The sequence below is a fragment of the Agrobacterium sp. 22117 genome (assembly GCF_052045735.1).
In the GTDB taxonomy this organism is placed as follows: domain Bacteria; phylum Pseudomonadota; class Alphaproteobacteria; order Rhizobiales; family Rhizobiaceae; genus Agrobacterium; species Agrobacterium cavarae.
Window position 1 is genome coordinate 225,163 of record NZ_JBQEPP010000006.1, and the last position, 15,988, is coordinate 241,150.

Sequence of the window (15,988 nt, forward strand, 5' to 3'; positions counted from 1 at the left end):
CGACGGGTAGCATTCGTCGCGTTTTCGTTGGTATTTCTTGAGTTATCGTTCATCAAGGGCCCGGAAGATAGGGTAATCAGCGGCAAAAACATCGATCCGATCAGGAAAGATCGAGACGTTCCAAACCTCATTTATTTTAAGCTTGATGCATTATCGAGAAAATGTATGCATACAGAAATAAAATCAAAACACTGGTGGAACGAGATGGCTGAATTCGATGCGGTGGTTCTGGGCGCGGGTCACAACGGGCTGGCAGCAGCGGTTCATCTGGCCGCGAAAGGCTGGAAGGTCGCAGTGGTCGAGGCAAAAACGAGTGCCGGTGGTGCGGTCAAGACCCAGGAATTGATTGAACCCGGCTTCCGTCACGATCTGGCAGCGATGAACCTTTCCATGTTCGCTGGTTCCGCTTTTCATCAAACCTATGCTCAAGAGCTTGCAGCGCACGGCCTGAAATTCGTCCCCGCCTCGAAGTGCTTTGCCAGCGTCTTTCCAGACGGAACCCATCTCGGCATCGGAACCGACCTTTCCATCAACAAGGCAGCGATCGCTGCCCTTTCGGAGAAGGATGCCGAGAGCTTCGCCGCCATGTCGGATGATTTTGGTGCCAAGGCTCCCCATCTCTTCGGTCTATTGGGCGCTCCCATGCCTTCGTTTCAAAGCGCCAAGACTGTCTGGAAGGCGTGGCGAGCCGGCGGCATTCCCCTGCTCACCGATCTTCTCCGCCTGCTCCTGTCGTCTCCACGCGGTTTTCTCGATCGCCATTTTGACAATGAGAAGCTCAAAGTGACCATGGCGACCTGGGGTCTGCATCTCGATTTCCCTCCGGACGCTTCCGGCGGCGCGCTCTTTCCCTATCTGGAGACCATGGCTGATCAGGCCTTCGGAATGGTGATCGGTGAAGGTGGCGCCGATACCATCATCAAGGCGATGGTGAGCTTGTTGGAGAGCAAAGGCGGCGAGGTTTTCCTCAATTCTCCCGCCACCTCCGTAGACGTTTTCAGTGGCACTAAGAAAATCGTGACGCTGGCAGACGGACGCAGACTAACGGCAAAGCGCGCCATCATCTCCAACATTCACCCCAAGCTTCTCTTCGACGGTGTCGTGAAGAACAGCCAGCTGCCTCCGAAATTTGTCGAAGGCATCAAGTCCTACCGCTCCGGACCCGGCGCAATGATGATCCATCTGACGCTGGACGACTTGCCGGATTGGACAGCCTCTCCGGACCTGAATTCCTACGCCTATATCCACATCGCGCCCACTCTCTCGATGATGACGAAAGTCTATGACGACGCGATCTCCGGTCTCCTGCCTCAAGAGCCGGCGCTTGTCGTCGGTCAGCCAACAGCGCTTGATCCAACCCGTGCGCCCGATGGCAAGCATGTCCTCTGGGTGCAGGTGCGTGTGCTGCCGGCCGAGATCAAGGGCGATGCTGCAGGCGAGATCGCTGCTAAGGACTGGGCGTCGGTAAAAGACGCCTATGCCGAGCGTGTCATCTCGATCATAGAGAATTACGCACCGGGGTTCCGTTCAAAAATCCGCGGGAAGTCTGTCTGGTCGCCACTCGATCTACAGGCGGAAAATCCCAATCTCATCGGTGGTGATAGCCTGTCCGGGTCGCATCATCTCGACCAGAACTTCCTCTTCCGCCCCGTTGCAGGCTATTCACGCTATAAGAGCCCGATCGACGGCCTATACATGTGTGGGGCCGCGACGTGGCCGGGTGCGGGAACGGGTGCCGGCTCTGGCTTTATGCTCGCGAAGATGCTTGCCGGATAACAGGCAACGCCTGCTGAAGCAGCAGCTCAAGTCCAAAGACCGCTCAACACTCGCGTCAATTTGCTGGGCGGATAGCTTATTGCGAGCATCCCGTCGCGGGATGCTGATCTTCGTCAATTCTTAAGGAGGCCACCCGCTGATCGAACGGCGTCTGGTGTGTCGACATCAATGAGCGCGGCATGACCAAGATCGACCAAGTGTGTCTCCACCCCCGCATCCTGCAAAATCACCTTCGCCCCCTCATCGCCTTCCAGCTGCTTCAATCTCTCGAAGAGAGTAGCCGGGATCACAACCGGATGCCCGGCTTTGCCTTTGCTTGCTCCGCGGACGACTTGACGACCGTCCAACATACGGAAGGTGGCTATGAGCTGATTGATATGCTGCTCCGTCACCATCGGCATATCGGCAAGCATGATGAGGGCGCCTGCGCAGCCGTTCAAACTTTCATGTCTGAAACCGCAACCAAGCGATGTTCCCATGCCGGATGAGAAACGGTCATTAAATACGACCGACAAAGGAAGGTCGTCAATCGCGCGTTCGATTTCGGTCGATCGGTGTCCCGTCACAACAAGGACGGACGACAGCCCCGAGCGAAGCATCGTCTCGGCGGACCTGCGAACCAGCGGCAACCCATCGAACTCCGCCAGAAGCTTGTGATGGCCGCTCGTTATCCTGCTCGACTGACCCGCCGCGAGGAGTACTCCAGCAATCCTCATAACGCGTGAACTCTCCGATCCCATAATGCCATCGCGAGGGAACCGGTCCCTGCCCTCCTCAATAGAGATGCATGGTTTCGGCTCCTCATGAAGGAAAAACTTCCAATCTTGCGGCAGCCACATCCGCCAACACAGAGAGTGCCAGCGACGCAGAATCGCGTGTCGGGCCGAAGAGACCGATCGGAGCGCGGATACGATCGATGTTTTCTGAGGAAACGCCTGCTTCGCGCAACAACTCGGTGCGCCGTCGGTGCGTGCGCGTGCTGCCCAGCGCACCAATGTAGAAGGCAGGAGACGTCAAAGCGCGCTCCAAGACAGCCGCCTCTAGATCGAGATCGTGATGAAGAAGCACCACAGCCGTGAATCTGTCGATTTCAATCGCGTTAGGGTCCTTCGAAGAGGACAGCAGCTGCACTTGGTAGCCGGAGGCGTGTGCCAGACGCGAAACTGCATCGGCCTCCGCCGTCTGACCGGAAATCAACACACATGTCTGAGGACGATAGACCGATACAAATGACCCTTCGTACCAGCCGGAACGGGGTGGAACAGTTTTACTGTGTGTCAGCGCCTGTGATTTTGGGTCGTGGCTCAAGGCGACGGTTTGACGGTCTGCCAGTTGATCGAGAACAATCGCCAGCGCTTCCGTTGCGCGAAGCACGTGGATCGCGATCGTCACGCCGCCGCCACACGGAAGGACAATGTCAAAAAACGGCGAGCCTTCGCCGTACTTTACAACGCGGTCGCGCCCCTCCTCCATGGCTTTCAAGGCTTCGGCCGCAACCGCAGCCTCAATGCAGCCACCAGACAGGTATCCGCAATAATGCCCGTCTGATGAAACGGCGAGATGAGCACCAAGGGAGCGTGCTGCTCCGCCTCGGATTTCAACCAGCGTCGCGAGAGCGGCTCCACCGCCACCCAGGGCGTTTAAAGCAAAGCGAAGTATGTCCGCTGGATCATCGGAGTTGTTGACCCTTACGGGCACTGGCAGTGCAGTGGAAACGGAAGTGCTCACGTCATTCCCTCAAAATGGACCGGTGGCCAAAAGGCCACCGGTGTTCGATCATGCAAGTTCAGGCAACTTGTCGATGAGCTTGTCCAAGGTGACCGGGTAATTGCGAACTCGTATCCCTGTCGCGTTATAGACAGCGTTGGCGATAGCCGCGGAGACCCCGCAAAGACCGAGTTCGCCAATACCCTTTGCTTTCATCGGCGACGAATACGGGTCAGTTTCGTCCATAAAGATCACCTCCTGATGCGGAATGTCGGCATGGACCGGCACCTCGTAACCGGCGAGATCGTGATTGACGAAGAAACCGTGCCGCGTGTCGACCGCAAGCTCCTCGGAAAGAGCGCCGCCAGCACCCATCGTCATCGCGCCTATCACCTGGCTGCGTGCGGTGATGGGGTTCAAGATTCGCCCGGCGGCACAGACCGCCAACATGCGCCGAATCCGCGTCTCGCCAGTTGCAACATCAACGCCGACCTCGACGAAGTGGCCGCCGAATGTAGACTGTTGATGTGTCTTTGTCAGGTCGCCCCACTCCATCAAGTCTTCACCGACAAGCCCACCTTCGCCAGCGGCTTCTGCAAGCGCGACGGTGCGATTACCTGAACGCACCTTACCGTCCTCAAAGACGACATCAGACGAGTTGAATCCAAGCTTGCTGGCGACAGCTTCGCGGAGTTTGACGCAGGCAGCATAAACACCAGACGTAGCGGAATTCGCACCGAACTGTCCACCTGAGCCGGCCGAGATAGGGAAATTCGAATCCCCCAATCGGACGACGACATTGTCTATCGAAACACCCATCATCTCCGCCGCAGTTTGAGCGATGATCGTGTAGCTGCCGGTGCCGATATCGGTCATATCGGTCTCGACAGTTACCACGCCATCGCTGCCGAGTTTCACCTTTGCACCGGACGGCATGACGAGATTGTTGCGGAAGGCTGCCGCAACGCCCATCCCAACCATCCAGTTGCCTTCCCGGCGCTCTGCAGGACCGGTGCGCTTGTCCCACCCGAACGTCTCCGCGCCACGCCTCAGACACCCGATAAGGTCGCGGTAAGAGAAGGGTCGGTAAGGATTCTCCGGATCGACTTGGGTGTCGTTCTTGATCCGAAACTCTATCGGATCCATCCCCAGCTTTTCTGCCATCTCATCGACCGCGATCTCCAAAGCCATCAGGCCGGGGGCCTCGCCGGGCGCCCGCATAGCATTGCCTTCTGGTAGGTCGAGCGTTGCCAGCTTCATCGCGGTCATCCGGTTTGCCCCACCATAGAGCAACCGCGTTTGCATGACTGCCACTTCCGGCTGGCCATCAGGCAGATCGCCGGACCAACTTTCATGCGCGATCGCGGTAATCTTGCCGTCTCGTTCAGTGCCGATCCGGATACGCTGAATGGTGGCGGGCCGATGGGTGGTGTTGTTCGGCATCATCGGTCGAGGAAGCGTGACCTTTACCGGACGCCCCACGGACTTTGCCGCAATGGCTGCGAGGACGGCATCCGCTCTGAGGAAGAGCTTTCCGCCAAAACCACCACCAATATAGGGCGAAACGACGCGAACGTTCTCCTTGTCGACGCCAAGCGTCGTCGCAAGGTCGCCACGCCACCAGTCGATCATCTGGCTCGAGGTCCATACCGTGACCTTATCTCCTTCCCACGCACCGATCGAAGCATGGGGCTCCATCATCGCATGAGACTGGTCAGGCGTTGTATATTCGGCATCCAGCGTCACGGGCGCGTCTGCAAAAGCAGCGTCGAAGTCACCAGCCGCGCTTTCCGGCTCTGTCTTCGGATCGGGGGTCTCGGCATTACCCATTTCTGCCCGCAGATCGAAGCGGCCCTTCGCGGGCGCGTAATCGACGCGAACGAGGGACGCAGCAGCGCGCGCCTGCTCGAAACTCTCGGCCACAACGATCGCGATCGCCTGGTGATAGTGCTGGATCTCGCTTCCGCCAAAGAGTTTGGCGGTGTTGTACTCGCCTTTCTCGAGGTCCCCGACATCGAGCGTGGTGATGACATCCAGGACACCCGGTGCGTTTTTTGCAGATGATGTGTCGATGGAGGTCACATGGCCTTTGGCGATCGCTGAACCAACCGGATATCCATAGGCATAAGCAACGCCCGGCTCATGCCACTCATAGGCATAGGTCGCGTGGCCCGTCGTCTTCAACTGACCATCGATACGGTGGATCGGCTTACCGACGACTTTCAATTGATCGATCGGGTTTGTGGTCGCTGGCTTTTCAAACTTCATCGCTTAAACCCTCGCCTCTTCAAGAACTGCGCCGATTGTTCTTTCGACGAGGTCAATTTTGAATGCATTCTCACTCGTCGGACGTGCGCCCTCCATCAGTGCCGCGGACATGGCCCGCGCACCAGTTGCCAGTTCACTTTCAGCCTCTTCAACGCGCCATGGCTTGTGAGCCACACCGCCGACCGCAACTTTTCCAGAGCCATCGGGCTTAATGACAGCCGCGACCGATACGAGCGCGAAAGCGTAGGACGCGCGGTCGCGCACCTTGCGATAGATTTGCTTGCCGCCCTCAGGCTTGGGCAAGACAACGCTGGTGACGAGTTCGCCCGCGCGAAGTTCCGTTTCGATGTGTGGGGTGTCGCCGGGCAGTCGATAGAACTCTTCAAGTGGTATCGAGCGCTCCGTTCCATCCGCTGCAACCGTCTCGACCTTTGCGTCCAGAGCGCGCAGCGCAACAGCCATGTCGCTCGGATGCGTGGCGATACAGGCGTCGCTCACTCCGATCACGCCGAGCTGGCGGGTGTATCCTCCAATGGCGGAACAGCCACTGCCCGGCTGTCGCTTGTTGCACGCCTGGTTGGGATCGTAGAAGTAGGGACAGCGCGTGCGCTGCAGAAGATTGCCTGCCGTCGTCGCCTTGTTTCTTAGCTGGCCAGAGGCACCGGCTACAAGTGCGCGTGACAGAAGTGGATAGTCGCGACGCACCGTTTCATCCGCAGCCAGATCGGTGTTTCTGACGAGAGCACCGATTCTCAAGCCACCGTCGGATGTTGTCTCTACTTGGTCGAGGCCGAGCCCATTGACGTCGATAAGGTGGGATGGCCGCTCGATTTCAAGCTTCATCAAGTCCAGGAGATTGGTGCCACCGGCAATAAATTTTGCGTCGTCATGCTGAGCAGCAGCCTCCGCTGCGCCTTTGATCGACGTGGCTCGCTCGTAGGAAAACTCTCTCATGCGCTTACTCCCGCAACATCTTCAATGGCCTCGAGAATGTTGGAGTAGGCGCCGCACCGACAGAGATTTCCGCTCATGCGCTCGCGTACTTCCGAGGAAGAAAGCGTGGCAGGCTTTGTCAGATCGCCCGTCACATGGCTAGGAATATTCGCCTTTATTTCCTCCAGAACGGCGACGGCGGAACAGATCTGCCCCGGCGTGCAGTAGCCACACTGGAAACCATCGTGCTTGATGAACGCCGCCTGCATGGGGTGCAGATTGTCCGGCTCACCAAGACCTTCGATGGAGGTGATTTCATCACCTTCATGCATGATCGCAAGCGTCAGACAGGCGTTGATGCGACGACCATTGACCATGACAGTGCATGCACCGCACTGGCCATGGTCGCATCCCTTTTTGGTTCCGGTGAGATGCAGGTGCTCCCGTAGAGCGTCAAGGAGGGTGGTACGGTTATCGAGTGTCAAGCTTTCCGCTTTACCGTTGACCTCGAACGATACTTCAGTTGTGCTGTGCAAGGCTCTATCCTTCATGTCTGCGGCACAACAAAGTTGCGCCTCCCACCGCAATCGGTGCAGCCAACGGGACAAGCCATTGTCGACGTTAAAGTTCCAATCTCAGCATCGTTTTGCTAAAGTACCTGCTCTTTGTGACAGCTTACCGAGGTTTTTTCCGCAAGCCGTTGCATGTCGTTTTCGAGCTTCATCTGCTGGCGGCCGGCGACAGCGTTCAAGATCAACACGATGCGCGAAGGCGCGTTTCGTGTTGAATGCTTTTGTCCAAGTATGTACAGAAGGCGTATCCCCCAGGAAAGCCCAGGCATCACTTGCCATGGCGTGGCTTCCCCCGGCCAAGCAGGTGAAAAAAGGCGATCGCTCCGATTGTCGCCGTGCCAATACCGTCCAGCGTAAAGCCTCCGACGTTAAGCTTGAAATTGCCAGCACCTAGAACCAGCGCAATACCAACGGTGATAAGGTTTCGCGGCTCGGAAAAGTCCACTTTATTCTCCACCCAGATCCGACCCGCTGTCGCTGCGATCAGACCGAACACAACGACAGAGAGGCCACCAATCACCGGCCCTGGTATGGTTTGGATGAGCGCGCCAAATTTCGGCGAAAAGCCGAGGATGATGGCGACGAATGCCGCGACAACGAAAACGAGCGTCGAAAAGATGCGGGTGATCGCCATCACACCCATGTTTTCGGCATAGGTCGTCATGCCGGTGCCACCAAAAGCGCCGGAGAAGATCGTCGCAATGCCGTCACCGATAAAGGCACGGCCGAGATAGGCGTCGAGATCACGTCCGGTCATCGCGCCGATTGCCTTGATGTGCCCGAGGTTCTCGGCTACCAGAATGACCACGACAGGAGCAATCAGCGCAATGGCTGAAGCGGAGAAGACCGGCGTCGTGAAGCTAGGCATGCCGAACCAGGACGCCGCCGCAACGCCTGAGAAGTCGATCGGCTTGCCGAGGCCTAAGCCATTTGCGACCACAAGGTAGACGAGATAAGCGATCGCGCCGCCGAGCAGAATGGGCAAGCGCCGCGCCATTCCAGGCGCGTAGACTGCGATCGCACCAACCGATGTAATAGTCAGGATCGCAATCCAACGTGAGATCTGATCGCCGTCGGGATTACCTGGGCCTGTGCCTGAAGCGCTTGCGATCGCGATCGGCGCGAGCACTAGACCGATCGCAGCAACGATTGCGCCGGTCAGCACCGGCGGCATAAGCTTTTCGATCCAGTTGTGGCCAGCGACCATTACGATGACGCCGATGAGCGCGTAGAGCACTCCCGCGGCAATGATGCCGCCGAGCGCCAAGGCGATATTTGGGCTCGCAGCGCCTGCAGCCGCACCTGTGGCCACCAGGACCGGGCCGATAAAGGCAAAAGACGAACCGAGATAGCTCGGCACGCGACCACCGACGGCGATGAAAAAGATCAGCGTCGATATGCCAGAAAACAAGATGGAGACATTGGGATCGAAACCCATGATCAGTGGCGCGAGCACCGTGGAGCCAAACATTGCTACCACATGCTGCAGGCCAAGCACCGCGGTTTGTCCGGCTGGCAGTCGCTCGTCGGGCATGATCCGGCCTTCCGTCTTCAGCCGCCAGCTAGGAAAGTAGCTACCTATATTGCTCATCAATGTCCCCCCGACACTTGCGGCTGTTGGTCGGCACGCGGAAGTGCCAAGCATAGCCGCGAAAAACGCGTATTTTGGTGAGTTGCGCCTGTCGAGCGATATCGAATCGTCGACGGTGTATCTCTTTCGGGGTAGCGCGATTAACGTCGCCTGTCATTGATAATGCGTCATTTCCCACCGCTCACTCGAAGGCGAAAGGTCGATCATAAGGTGGGTCGGTGCAAGGACGATACTCGAATGCGTCTTTCCCGTCCCTGCTGCAGAATTCTACTCCATCGCGACCCGAGCGCCGATCAGCCACTTAGAACTCGTCCCAGCCCCCTTCCGCTACCGCCTTGCCATGTCCTCCAACAGCGCTCGCCAATTTCGTCACCATATTGCGAGCGGGGGAAGACACTGGTCGATCGCCGGGGGTAGCGACAGCGACCGTCTTCTGGCTTTTTGTTTTAGGACGGTTCCCAAGCTGGAAGCCCTCCACGAGACCACGAAGGCGGGCAGTTTCTTGCGCAAGCGTCACGCCCGCGGCATTCGTCTCCTCCACCATCGCGGCGTTCTGCTGCGTTACCTGATCCATCTGATTGACGGCGGAATTGACTTCAGAAAGTCCGACGGCCTGCTCTTTTGCGGAGCTTGCGATCGCTTCCATATGCTGGTTCACCGACGTGATGTTCTCGTGGATTGTTCGCAAGGACTCTCCCGTCTCGCTAACAAGCTTGACGCCGGTGCTCACCTCTTCGCTGGAATTTCGGATCAGGCCCTTGATCTCCTTGGCAGCTTGAGCGGACCGTTGTGCAAGTTCACGGACTTCCTGTGCAACCACCGCAAATCCCTTGCCAGCTTCACCCGCGCGGGCTGCCTCGACGCCGGCATTCAGCGCCAGAAGGTTCGTCTGGAACGCGATTTCATCAATCACACCGATAATGTTCGATATCTGATTGGAGGAGCTTTCGATGCGCGACATGGCAGCCACCGCATCCGCAACCACGTGGCCGGACCGCGTGGCATTGTTACTGGCCGTGATCGCAGCCTGTCTCGCGTCATCTGCACGCCGTGAAGCGTTATTCACATTGACTGTAATTTCGTCCAGTGCCGCAGCCGTCTCCTCGAGTGACGCGGCCTGCTGCTCGGTACGACGGGAGAGGTCTTCCGCGCTTTGGCTAATTTCGCGCGTGCCCATGTCGATCTGGTCTGTTGAATGGGCAACGGCGCTCAACGTATTGCGCATCTGGCTGAGCGCGTCGTTCATCGTGCGCCGCAATTCCTCGAAGTCGGGTGCGAAGGGTTCATCAATGCTGAAGGAAAGGTCGCCTTGTGCCAGTTTCGTCAGCGCTGCACCAATAGTGTTGACGGCGTGCACGCGCTGCGTGACGTCGGTCGCGAATTTGACCACCTTGACCACCTTGCCCTTGGCATCAAGAATCGGATTATAGGCGGCATTGATCACGACCAGCTTACCGTTCTTGCCGTAGCGCGTAAATTCGGCGGATTGAACCTCGCCTCGACGCAGCGCCGCCCAGAATTCCGAATATTCGGGGGACTGAGCATAGGTCGGCTCCACCAACATTTTGTGGTTACGACCCTTGATCTCGTCCAATCGGTAACCGAGTGCGTTCAGAAAGTTCTCATTGGCGGTCACGATTTCGCCGTCGGTGGAAAACTCGATAATCGCTTGGGAGCGACTAACGGCCTCCATTTGCGCCGTGTAGTCCATATTCTGTAGCCGCTCTTTGGCATTCGCCCATTCGACAGCAAAGCCAGTGATCTTTCCGTTCGCGCGCAATGGCGTCACGATCAGATCGAAGGCACGATGTCCAACCCAGATCGTCGCCCGATGCTGGCCTTGAAGCTGAGCCAGCATGTTGCGCTGGTGGGAGGGATTCTTGTGAAAAATGTCGATATTGCTGCCGATGAGCTTTTCGAAATCAAACCGCGGCAATTCTTTTTTCAGGTCGGTCTCAGCTTCTTTCAGAAGCTCCTGCACGGCCTTGTTCATGTAGCGAATGTTGAGACCGGCATCGGCGATCATGATGTTCGCCGTGATATGATCCAAGGAATTGGTCTGCATATGGGTGGTGTTGGAGTAACCGAACATGCTGTCGTGCCTTCTAGCGGTTGTCAGAGCAAGGCGTGAAGCCTCCTATGCTCTGGTGTTATTACCTGTCTGAGAATTCGGGGTATGTGTGCGCAGGTGCGGACCCGTGGTCTTCCCAAGGCGGCACGCGCTGTCGATGACAGTATAAGACCCTGTCTCTCAAACGTTTTGCGATTTGTTGCTCAGTTTGCTTCCGACTTTATTCGGAGAACGTTCTTCAAGCCGTCAACGTGCCACGCTGAGGAGGCCCGGTTTTACTGGCAGAGGCGGTGCAGAGGCGGAAGGTTGCCAATCGGTCTTGCCCCAACGAGAACGTGAGCGGAATGCCCATCAAGAAGAGATGAAGCACCTGACGGATCGACAAGCTCGTAAGGGCATCATGGAACTGTAACCAGTGGGGTTTCGCTTGATGGCAGTCTGGCCGACGTGCACCATTCGAAAAATCGGCGACCAACAACAATGACGAGCCAAGGGCGAGCACGCCCGCAAGGCTTAGAGCCAGAAATAGCTCATCGATATGGTAGCCGTCATTTGCCCTGATAAGGGTGTCGAGCGCCTCACCGCCGAAGACGACGGCGCATCCAGAAATCGTCAACATGACGATCACCCGGAGAAGAGACATTACATGGCATCGAACATGAACAGACCGCATGACCCCCCCCGACACGGCTCGGCTTCATGCCGCTGCAGGCTCCTAGATTTAGGCCCCTTGAATGCGACGAGGTAACCGGCCTCGATCCAGCGCAGCTCTGTGAAGCGCGATCCGGGCGATGAGCGAGAAGAGCGCGGAGTTGCAGCTAAAGCAGATGGTTACCTCTCGGGGCGGGCGTAACTCCAGCCCCTTCGTGCGATTCCAAATTTAGGGGTGAAAGATGAAAAAAATATTAATTCGAATATTCGCCAAAAATCATTTGCTCGCTAATAGAGCAATACACACGCGATTTGAACTATAGTCTAAATTTTCAATCACTCATTATGCGACATCGGCACGAATTTTACAATTTAAAGGATGGAAATATGAGATCTCACTCTATGAGACCACGTCGGATCGCCTCAGCGATCGCATGACTGCGGTTCTTGGCGCTAAGTTTACGGGTTGCCGCCTTGATGTAACTATTCACCGTATCCGTCGTGAAGAGACATACTTCAGCGATCTCTTCACTGGTCTTGCCGCGACTTGCCCATCTTAGGCAATCAAGCTCACCGTCCGTCAGCTTCATCTCCTGAGCCGCAAACCTCTCCATGATTGGCCTTGTGATAATACTATGAAGCGTGCCGACAATTTCCTGTAAGAACTCAATTTCCTCGGTGGTGAATGGGGTCGCGCGGGAGAACGTGACGGCTCCAAACACCTTCGTGCCTCGCCTGATGGGAAAAAGGGTGCGGTTGAACACACCAAAGCTTTGCGCAAGATAGAGGAGACGCTGGGGCGGCGGATTTTCCGCATAGATCTCTTCTTCGATGACAACACGCGCCGCCGTTGAAGAAGCCTTGACGAATGGGTCTATGGCCAGCAGCCCGTCCCCATAATATGCGTCCAAATATGCAGGAGGCACGTCCGTGTCGATGGAATGACCGGTTCCAAATCGATAGCCATCAAGATCCAAACCGGACACTGCAAAGAAATCGAAGGGCACGGCTTGTCGGAGCCGCTCAACAAATGGGTGGTAGGGCAAATGCCTACGCACCGGTAGAGAGCTCAGGTCAACGGCCTCGTCGAACGACAATGTCAGGGCAAGCGTTCGAGAAAAGGGCATAAGGTGCTCCGGCTTTGATCCCAAATTTCGAGACCAAAATCAATTAGACGTAAATCGGCCACCTCACTCTACAGGTGATCAGGCCGACTATGCACAGCAGTGGGTGCCGTCTCAACCGATAAATGACGGCGCGATTTCAAGACGATACTCATGACGACACCGATGCGAGCTTTTGCGCTGCTTTGTACAACCAGTGCGGTAGAAGCCAGGGCATCTCCCAATCGTAGTGGCGATCGGCGTGCCGCTGACAGGGTGGGTCACAGCGTCATTGCTCCCCTTGAACTTCCTGCAGCCATCGATGCAATCATGAGAGCACCAGCGTTTACATTTTTGCTTACAATGGTCACGTCGATCCCCTCAAAGCCCTTGCACTCTGAAAGATCGCTACGTTCCTCAGCACTGCTTCAAAGAGCCAACCCGCTTGCCCTGTCAAAAACATGAACCCGTTCGTGATTGATACTGGCCGCAAACATCGAATTCGTTCTTACCAGTTGTTCGCCATCAACCACCGCCGTCACGTGATGTCCGGCAAGATCGAAAACCACATGGGTCTGCGCACCCGTCGGTTCGACCAGCAATGTCTTGCCGGAGACTATCACGTCGCCTTCGCCTCCCATGGCAAAATGCTCGGGACGTAGTCCAATGGTGACCGATTGCCCGCGCTTGACTTTGCGATCGGCGGCAATGCGAATGGCCGTGCCGTCATCCAGCCGCGCTGCCGGCGCGCCGTCGTCACCATCGACGATGCATTCGATCAGGTTCATGGCAGGCGAGCCAATGAAGGCGGCGACAAAGAGATTGGCGGGCTTCTTGTAAAGCTCGAGCGGCGTTCCCTGCTGCTCGATGCGCCCCTGATTGAGGACGACGACGCGGTCTGCGAGCGTCATTGCTTCGATCTGATCATGCGTCACATAGATCGACGTCGTGCCGACCTTCTGGTGCAGCGTCTTGATTTCGCTGCGCATCTGCACGCGCAGCTTCGCGTCAAGGTTGGACAACGGTTCGTCGAAAAGAAAGACCGCCGGGTTGCGCACGACAGCGCGCCCCATCGCCACGCGCTGGCGCTGACCACCGGAAAGCTGCGAGGGTTTGCGATCCAGCAGGTTGGCAAGGTCCAGCATCCGCGCGGCCTCGGTGACGCGCTCCTCGATCACCGCTTTTGGCTGACCGGCGATCTTCAGATTGAAACCCATATTTTCGGCGACCGTCATATGCGGATAAAGTGCATAGGACTGAAACACCATGGCGATGTTGCGCTCCCTCGGCGTCATCTCGTTGACGATCTTGCCGCCAATCAGCACGTCGCCATCGGTAATTTCCTCAAGCCCGGCAATCATGCGCAGCAGCGTGGACTTGCCGCATCCGGAGGGCCCAACGAGCGCGATGAATTCGCCATCGGATATCTCCAGCGAAATGCCGTGAATGACGCCAAGCGAGCCGTAGGATTTGCGAATATCTTTCAGTTCTACAGATGCCATTGTCTTCTCCCCTCAGGACTTGACGGCGCCGGCCGTCAGGCCCGCGATGATGTGTTTTTGCGCTAAGAAGAACACGATGATGGTGGGCAGGATCGTCATGGTGATGAAGGCCAGCACCAGCTGCCACTCGGTACCGAACTCACCGCGATAGACCATGATGCCGAGCGGCCATGGGTATTTGGATTCGGAATTGAGCATGATGAGCGGCAGGATGTAGCTGTTCCAGCTGCCGACGAAGGAGACGATCCCGACCGTTGCGATGATCGGCCGCGAAAGCGGCATGGAGATATGCCAGAAAAATTTCAGGTAACCGCAGCCGTCAACGAAGGCTGCCTGGAAAAGTTCGTCCGGCAAATTCTTGAAATAGTTGCGGAAGAGCAGGATGCTCATGCCGAGGCCAAAGGCCACCTGCGGCAGGACCACGCCCCAATAGGTGTCCAGCAGCCCCAGATCGCGGATGCGAATGAAGAGCGGCAGGATTGCGGTCGCAGCCGGAAACATCAGTCCCAACAGGAAATAATTGAGCAGGAAGTTGGACCCGAAAAACTTGACATGCGCGAAGGTGAAGGCCGCCATCGCCGAGACGACGAGCGTCAGGAAGACGGTGAGAACGGCAATGACGAGCGAGTTGAAAATCTGCAGCCAGTAGCGTTTCCCAAAGAGGATATCGCCATAGTTTGCCCACTGCCACTCGGCTGGCAGACCGAAGGGATTGACGCGCAGATCGCCAAGCGTCTTGAAGCCTCCAAGCGCCGTCGTTAGCAGTGGTATGAGTACGATAGCGGCAATAAGGGTCAGCGACACATAGAGGTAGATCCTCGTCTGGACGCTGACGCGAACGGATGTGGATGTGTCAGTCATGGCGCATGAAAATCCTTTTGTAACCGAAGGCAAGCGTGACGCAGATTATGAACAGCACCACCCCGACAGCGCTTCCAAGCCCGACCTGCATGCGCATGACGCCGTATGTGTAAAGGAACGTCACCATGGTCTGGGTGGAATTGGAGGGACCACCGCCCGTCAACGGCATGATCATGTCGAAGAGCTGCAACGAGCCGATCACGGCAAAGAAGATCGAAAGCCGAACCGTCGAGCCGAGCATCGGCAGAGTCACGTAGCGAAACTTCTGCCAGCCTGAGGCCCCATCGATTTCGGCCGCCTCCAGCACGTTCTTGTCCACCGACTGCAGGCCGGCAATGAACAACATCATGTGGAAGCCGAAATACTTCCAGACGATGACGGCAAGCACGGCATAGATCGCAACATCCTTATCCGCCAGCACATAGGGATTGGCGAACCCGAAGAAGTTCGAAATGGCGGCAAAGAGACCGTAGTCGCCGTCATAGACAAAGCGCCAGATAAGACCGGCTGCGACATCTGCAAGAACATAGGGCAGGAAGAAGACGAGACGAAACCCCACGACGCCCGGAATGCGATGGGCCAACATCGTCGCAAGCCAGATTGCCAGCGGGATCTGTATGCAGATCGAAATGATGATGATCAGCGCATTGTTGATCAGCGCCTGCGAGAACGCAGCATTGCCAAACAGGACCTGAAAATTCTTGAGCCCGATAAATTCGCTCGGCGTGCCGTAGCCGTTCCAACGGTAGAGGCTGTACCAGGCCGCCTCCCCCATCGGCAAGATCACGAAGAGGGTGAACAACAACAGCGCCGGGGGCAGGAAAATCAACAAAGTCAGCGCGCGGTCATGCGCAACGGAGCTCTGCTTCCGCTTCGATTTTACGACCGGGCTTGTCAGCGCGGGCGCAGCGTTCATGGAAATATTGGTCATCTTATCCGCTTTCGTATTCACG

At 56.9% G+C, this 15,988-nt stretch carries 12 protein-coding genes and 1 pseudogene; 1 reads left to right on the plus strand and 12 read right to left on the minus strand.

The genetic code is table 11. The features are described from left to right. Positions 1 to 165: 165 nt before the first annotated feature. The gene (locus ACTJKV_RS18180) at positions 166 to 1,776 is read left to right on the plus strand and encodes a phytoene desaturase family protein (RefSeq protein WP_440599210.1); all 1,611 of its coding nucleotides are present in this window, start codon (positions 166 to 168) and stop codon (positions 1,774 to 1,776) included. A gap of 113 nt (positions 1,777 to 1,889) precedes the next feature. Here ACTJKV_RS18180 and ACTJKV_RS18185 read toward each other — a convergent pair whose 3' ends face one another. The 12 genes and pseudogenes from ACTJKV_RS18185 to ACTJKV_RS18240 form a co-directional block, all read right to left on the minus strand. Further along, positions 1,890 to 2,492 carry a nucleotidyltransferase family protein gene (locus ACTJKV_RS18185; RefSeq protein ID WP_440599211.1) on the minus strand — a complete coding sequence of 201 codons (603 nt, stop codon included), beginning with the start codon at positions 2,490 to 2,492 and terminating at the stop codon, positions 1,890 to 1,892. A gap of 85 nt (positions 2,493 to 2,577) precedes the next feature. Further along, positions 2,578 to 3,504 carry an XdhC family protein gene (locus ACTJKV_RS18190; RefSeq protein ID WP_440599212.1) on the minus strand — a complete coding sequence of 309 codons (927 nt, stop codon included), beginning with the start codon at positions 3,502 to 3,504 and terminating at the stop codon, positions 2,578 to 2,580. Between the two features lie 48 nt (positions 3,505 to 3,552). After that, positions 3,553 to 5,751 carry an aldehyde oxidoreductase molybdenum-binding subunit PaoC gene (gene paoC, locus ACTJKV_RS18195; RefSeq protein WP_440599213.1) on the minus strand — a complete coding sequence of 733 codons (2,199 nt, stop codon included), beginning with the start codon at positions 5,749 to 5,751 and terminating at the stop codon, positions 3,553 to 3,555. A gap of 3 nt (positions 5,752 to 5,754) precedes the next feature. Continuing rightward, positions 5,755 to 6,705, minus strand: coding sequence for an FAD binding domain-containing protein (locus ACTJKV_RS18200; RefSeq protein ID WP_440599214.1), 951 nt, complete (start codon positions 6,703 to 6,705; stop codon positions 5,755 to 5,757). Next, positions 6,702 to 7,284, minus strand: a pseudogene (gene paoA / locus ACTJKV_RS18205) (aldehyde dehydrogenase iron-sulfur subunit PaoA). Before paoA ends, ACTJKV_RS18200 begins: the two are co-directional and overlap by 4 nt. 240 nt (positions 7,285 to 7,524) lie before the next feature. Then, positions 7,525 to 8,847: a solute carrier family 23 protein gene (locus ACTJKV_RS18210; protein ID WP_440599215.1), complete on the minus strand. Its 1,323-nt coding sequence runs from the start codon at positions 8,845 to 8,847 to the stop codon at positions 7,525 to 7,527. 301 nt (positions 8,848 to 9,148) lie between these two features. Continuing rightward, positions 9,149 to 10,939, minus strand: coding sequence for a methyl-accepting chemotaxis protein (locus tag ACTJKV_RS18215; RefSeq protein WP_440599216.1), 1,791 nt, complete (start codon positions 10,937 to 10,939; stop codon positions 9,149 to 9,151). A 217-nt stretch (positions 10,940 to 11,156) separates the two neighbouring features. After that, the gene (locus tag ACTJKV_RS18220) at positions 11,157 to 11,537 is read right to left on the minus strand and encodes a hypothetical protein (protein WP_156380068.1); all 381 of its coding nucleotides are present in this window, start codon (positions 11,535 to 11,537) and stop codon (positions 11,157 to 11,159) included. A gap of 427 nt (positions 11,538 to 11,964) precedes the next feature. Beyond that, a complete protein-coding gene (locus ACTJKV_RS18225) occupies positions 11,965 to 12,696 on the minus strand; it encodes a helix-turn-helix transcriptional regulator (protein ID WP_062426786.1) in 732 nt (243 codons plus the stop codon). Positions 12,697 to 13,100: 404 nt separating this feature from the next. Further along, a complete protein-coding gene (locus ACTJKV_RS18230) occupies positions 13,101 to 14,174 on the minus strand; it encodes an ABC transporter ATP-binding protein (protein ID WP_440599217.1) in 1,074 nt (357 codons plus the stop codon). A gap of 12 nt (positions 14,175 to 14,186) precedes the next feature. Beyond that, positions 14,187 to 15,035, minus strand: coding sequence for a carbohydrate ABC transporter permease (locus ACTJKV_RS18235; protein ID WP_062597890.1), 849 nt, complete (start codon positions 15,033 to 15,035; stop codon positions 14,187 to 14,189). Further along, positions 15,028 to 15,951, minus strand: a complete 924-nt coding sequence (locus ACTJKV_RS18240; protein WP_440599337.1) for a carbohydrate ABC transporter permease — start codon at positions 15,949 to 15,951, stop codon at positions 15,028 to 15,030. Before ACTJKV_RS18240 ends, ACTJKV_RS18235 begins: the two co-directional genes overlap by 8 nt. Positions 15,952 to 15,988 lie beyond the last annotated feature (37 nt).

Bases quoted from the DNA above. Each gene is read 5' to 3' on its own strand.
- ACTJKV_RS18180 (WP_440599210.1), top strand. From the start codon at position 166: ATGCATACAGAAATAAAATCAAAACACTGGTGGAACGAGATGGCTGAA.
- ACTJKV_RS18185 (WP_440599211.1), bottom strand. From the start codon at position 2,492: ATGAGGATTGCTGGAGTACTCCTCGCGGCGGGTCAGTCGAGCAGGATA.
- paoC (WP_440599213.1), bottom strand. From the start codon at position 5,751: ATGAAGTTTGAAAAGCCAGCGACCACAAACCCGATCGATCAATTGAAA.
- ACTJKV_RS18200 (WP_440599214.1), bottom strand. From the start codon at position 6,705: ATGAGAGAGTTTTCCTACGAGCGAGCCACGTCGATCAAAGGCGCAGCG.
- ACTJKV_RS18210 (WP_440599215.1), bottom strand. From the start codon at position 8,847: ATGAGCAATATAGGTAGCTACTTTCCTAGCTGGCGGCTGAAGACGGAA.
- ACTJKV_RS18215 (WP_440599216.1), bottom strand. From the start codon at position 10,939: ATGTTCGGTTACTCCAACACCACCCATATGCAGACCAATTCCTTGGAT.
- ACTJKV_RS18220 (WP_156380068.1), bottom strand. From the start codon at position 11,537: ATGTTGACGATTTCTGGATGCGCCGTCGTCTTCGGCGGTGAGGCGCTC.
- ACTJKV_RS18225 (WP_062426786.1), bottom strand. From the start codon at position 12,696: ATGCCCTTTTCTCGAACGCTTGCCCTGACATTGTCGTTCGACGAGGCC.
- ACTJKV_RS18230 (WP_440599217.1), bottom strand. From the start codon at position 14,174: ATGGCATCTGTAGAACTGAAAGATATTCGCAAATCCTACGGCTCGCTT.
- ACTJKV_RS18235 (WP_062597890.1), bottom strand. From the start codon at position 15,035: ATGACTGACACATCCACATCCGTTCGCGTCAGCGTCCAGACGAGGATC.
- ACTJKV_RS18240 (WP_440599337.1), bottom strand. From the start codon at position 15,951: ATGAACGCTGCGCCCGCGCTGACAAGCCCGGTCGTAAAATCGAAGCGG.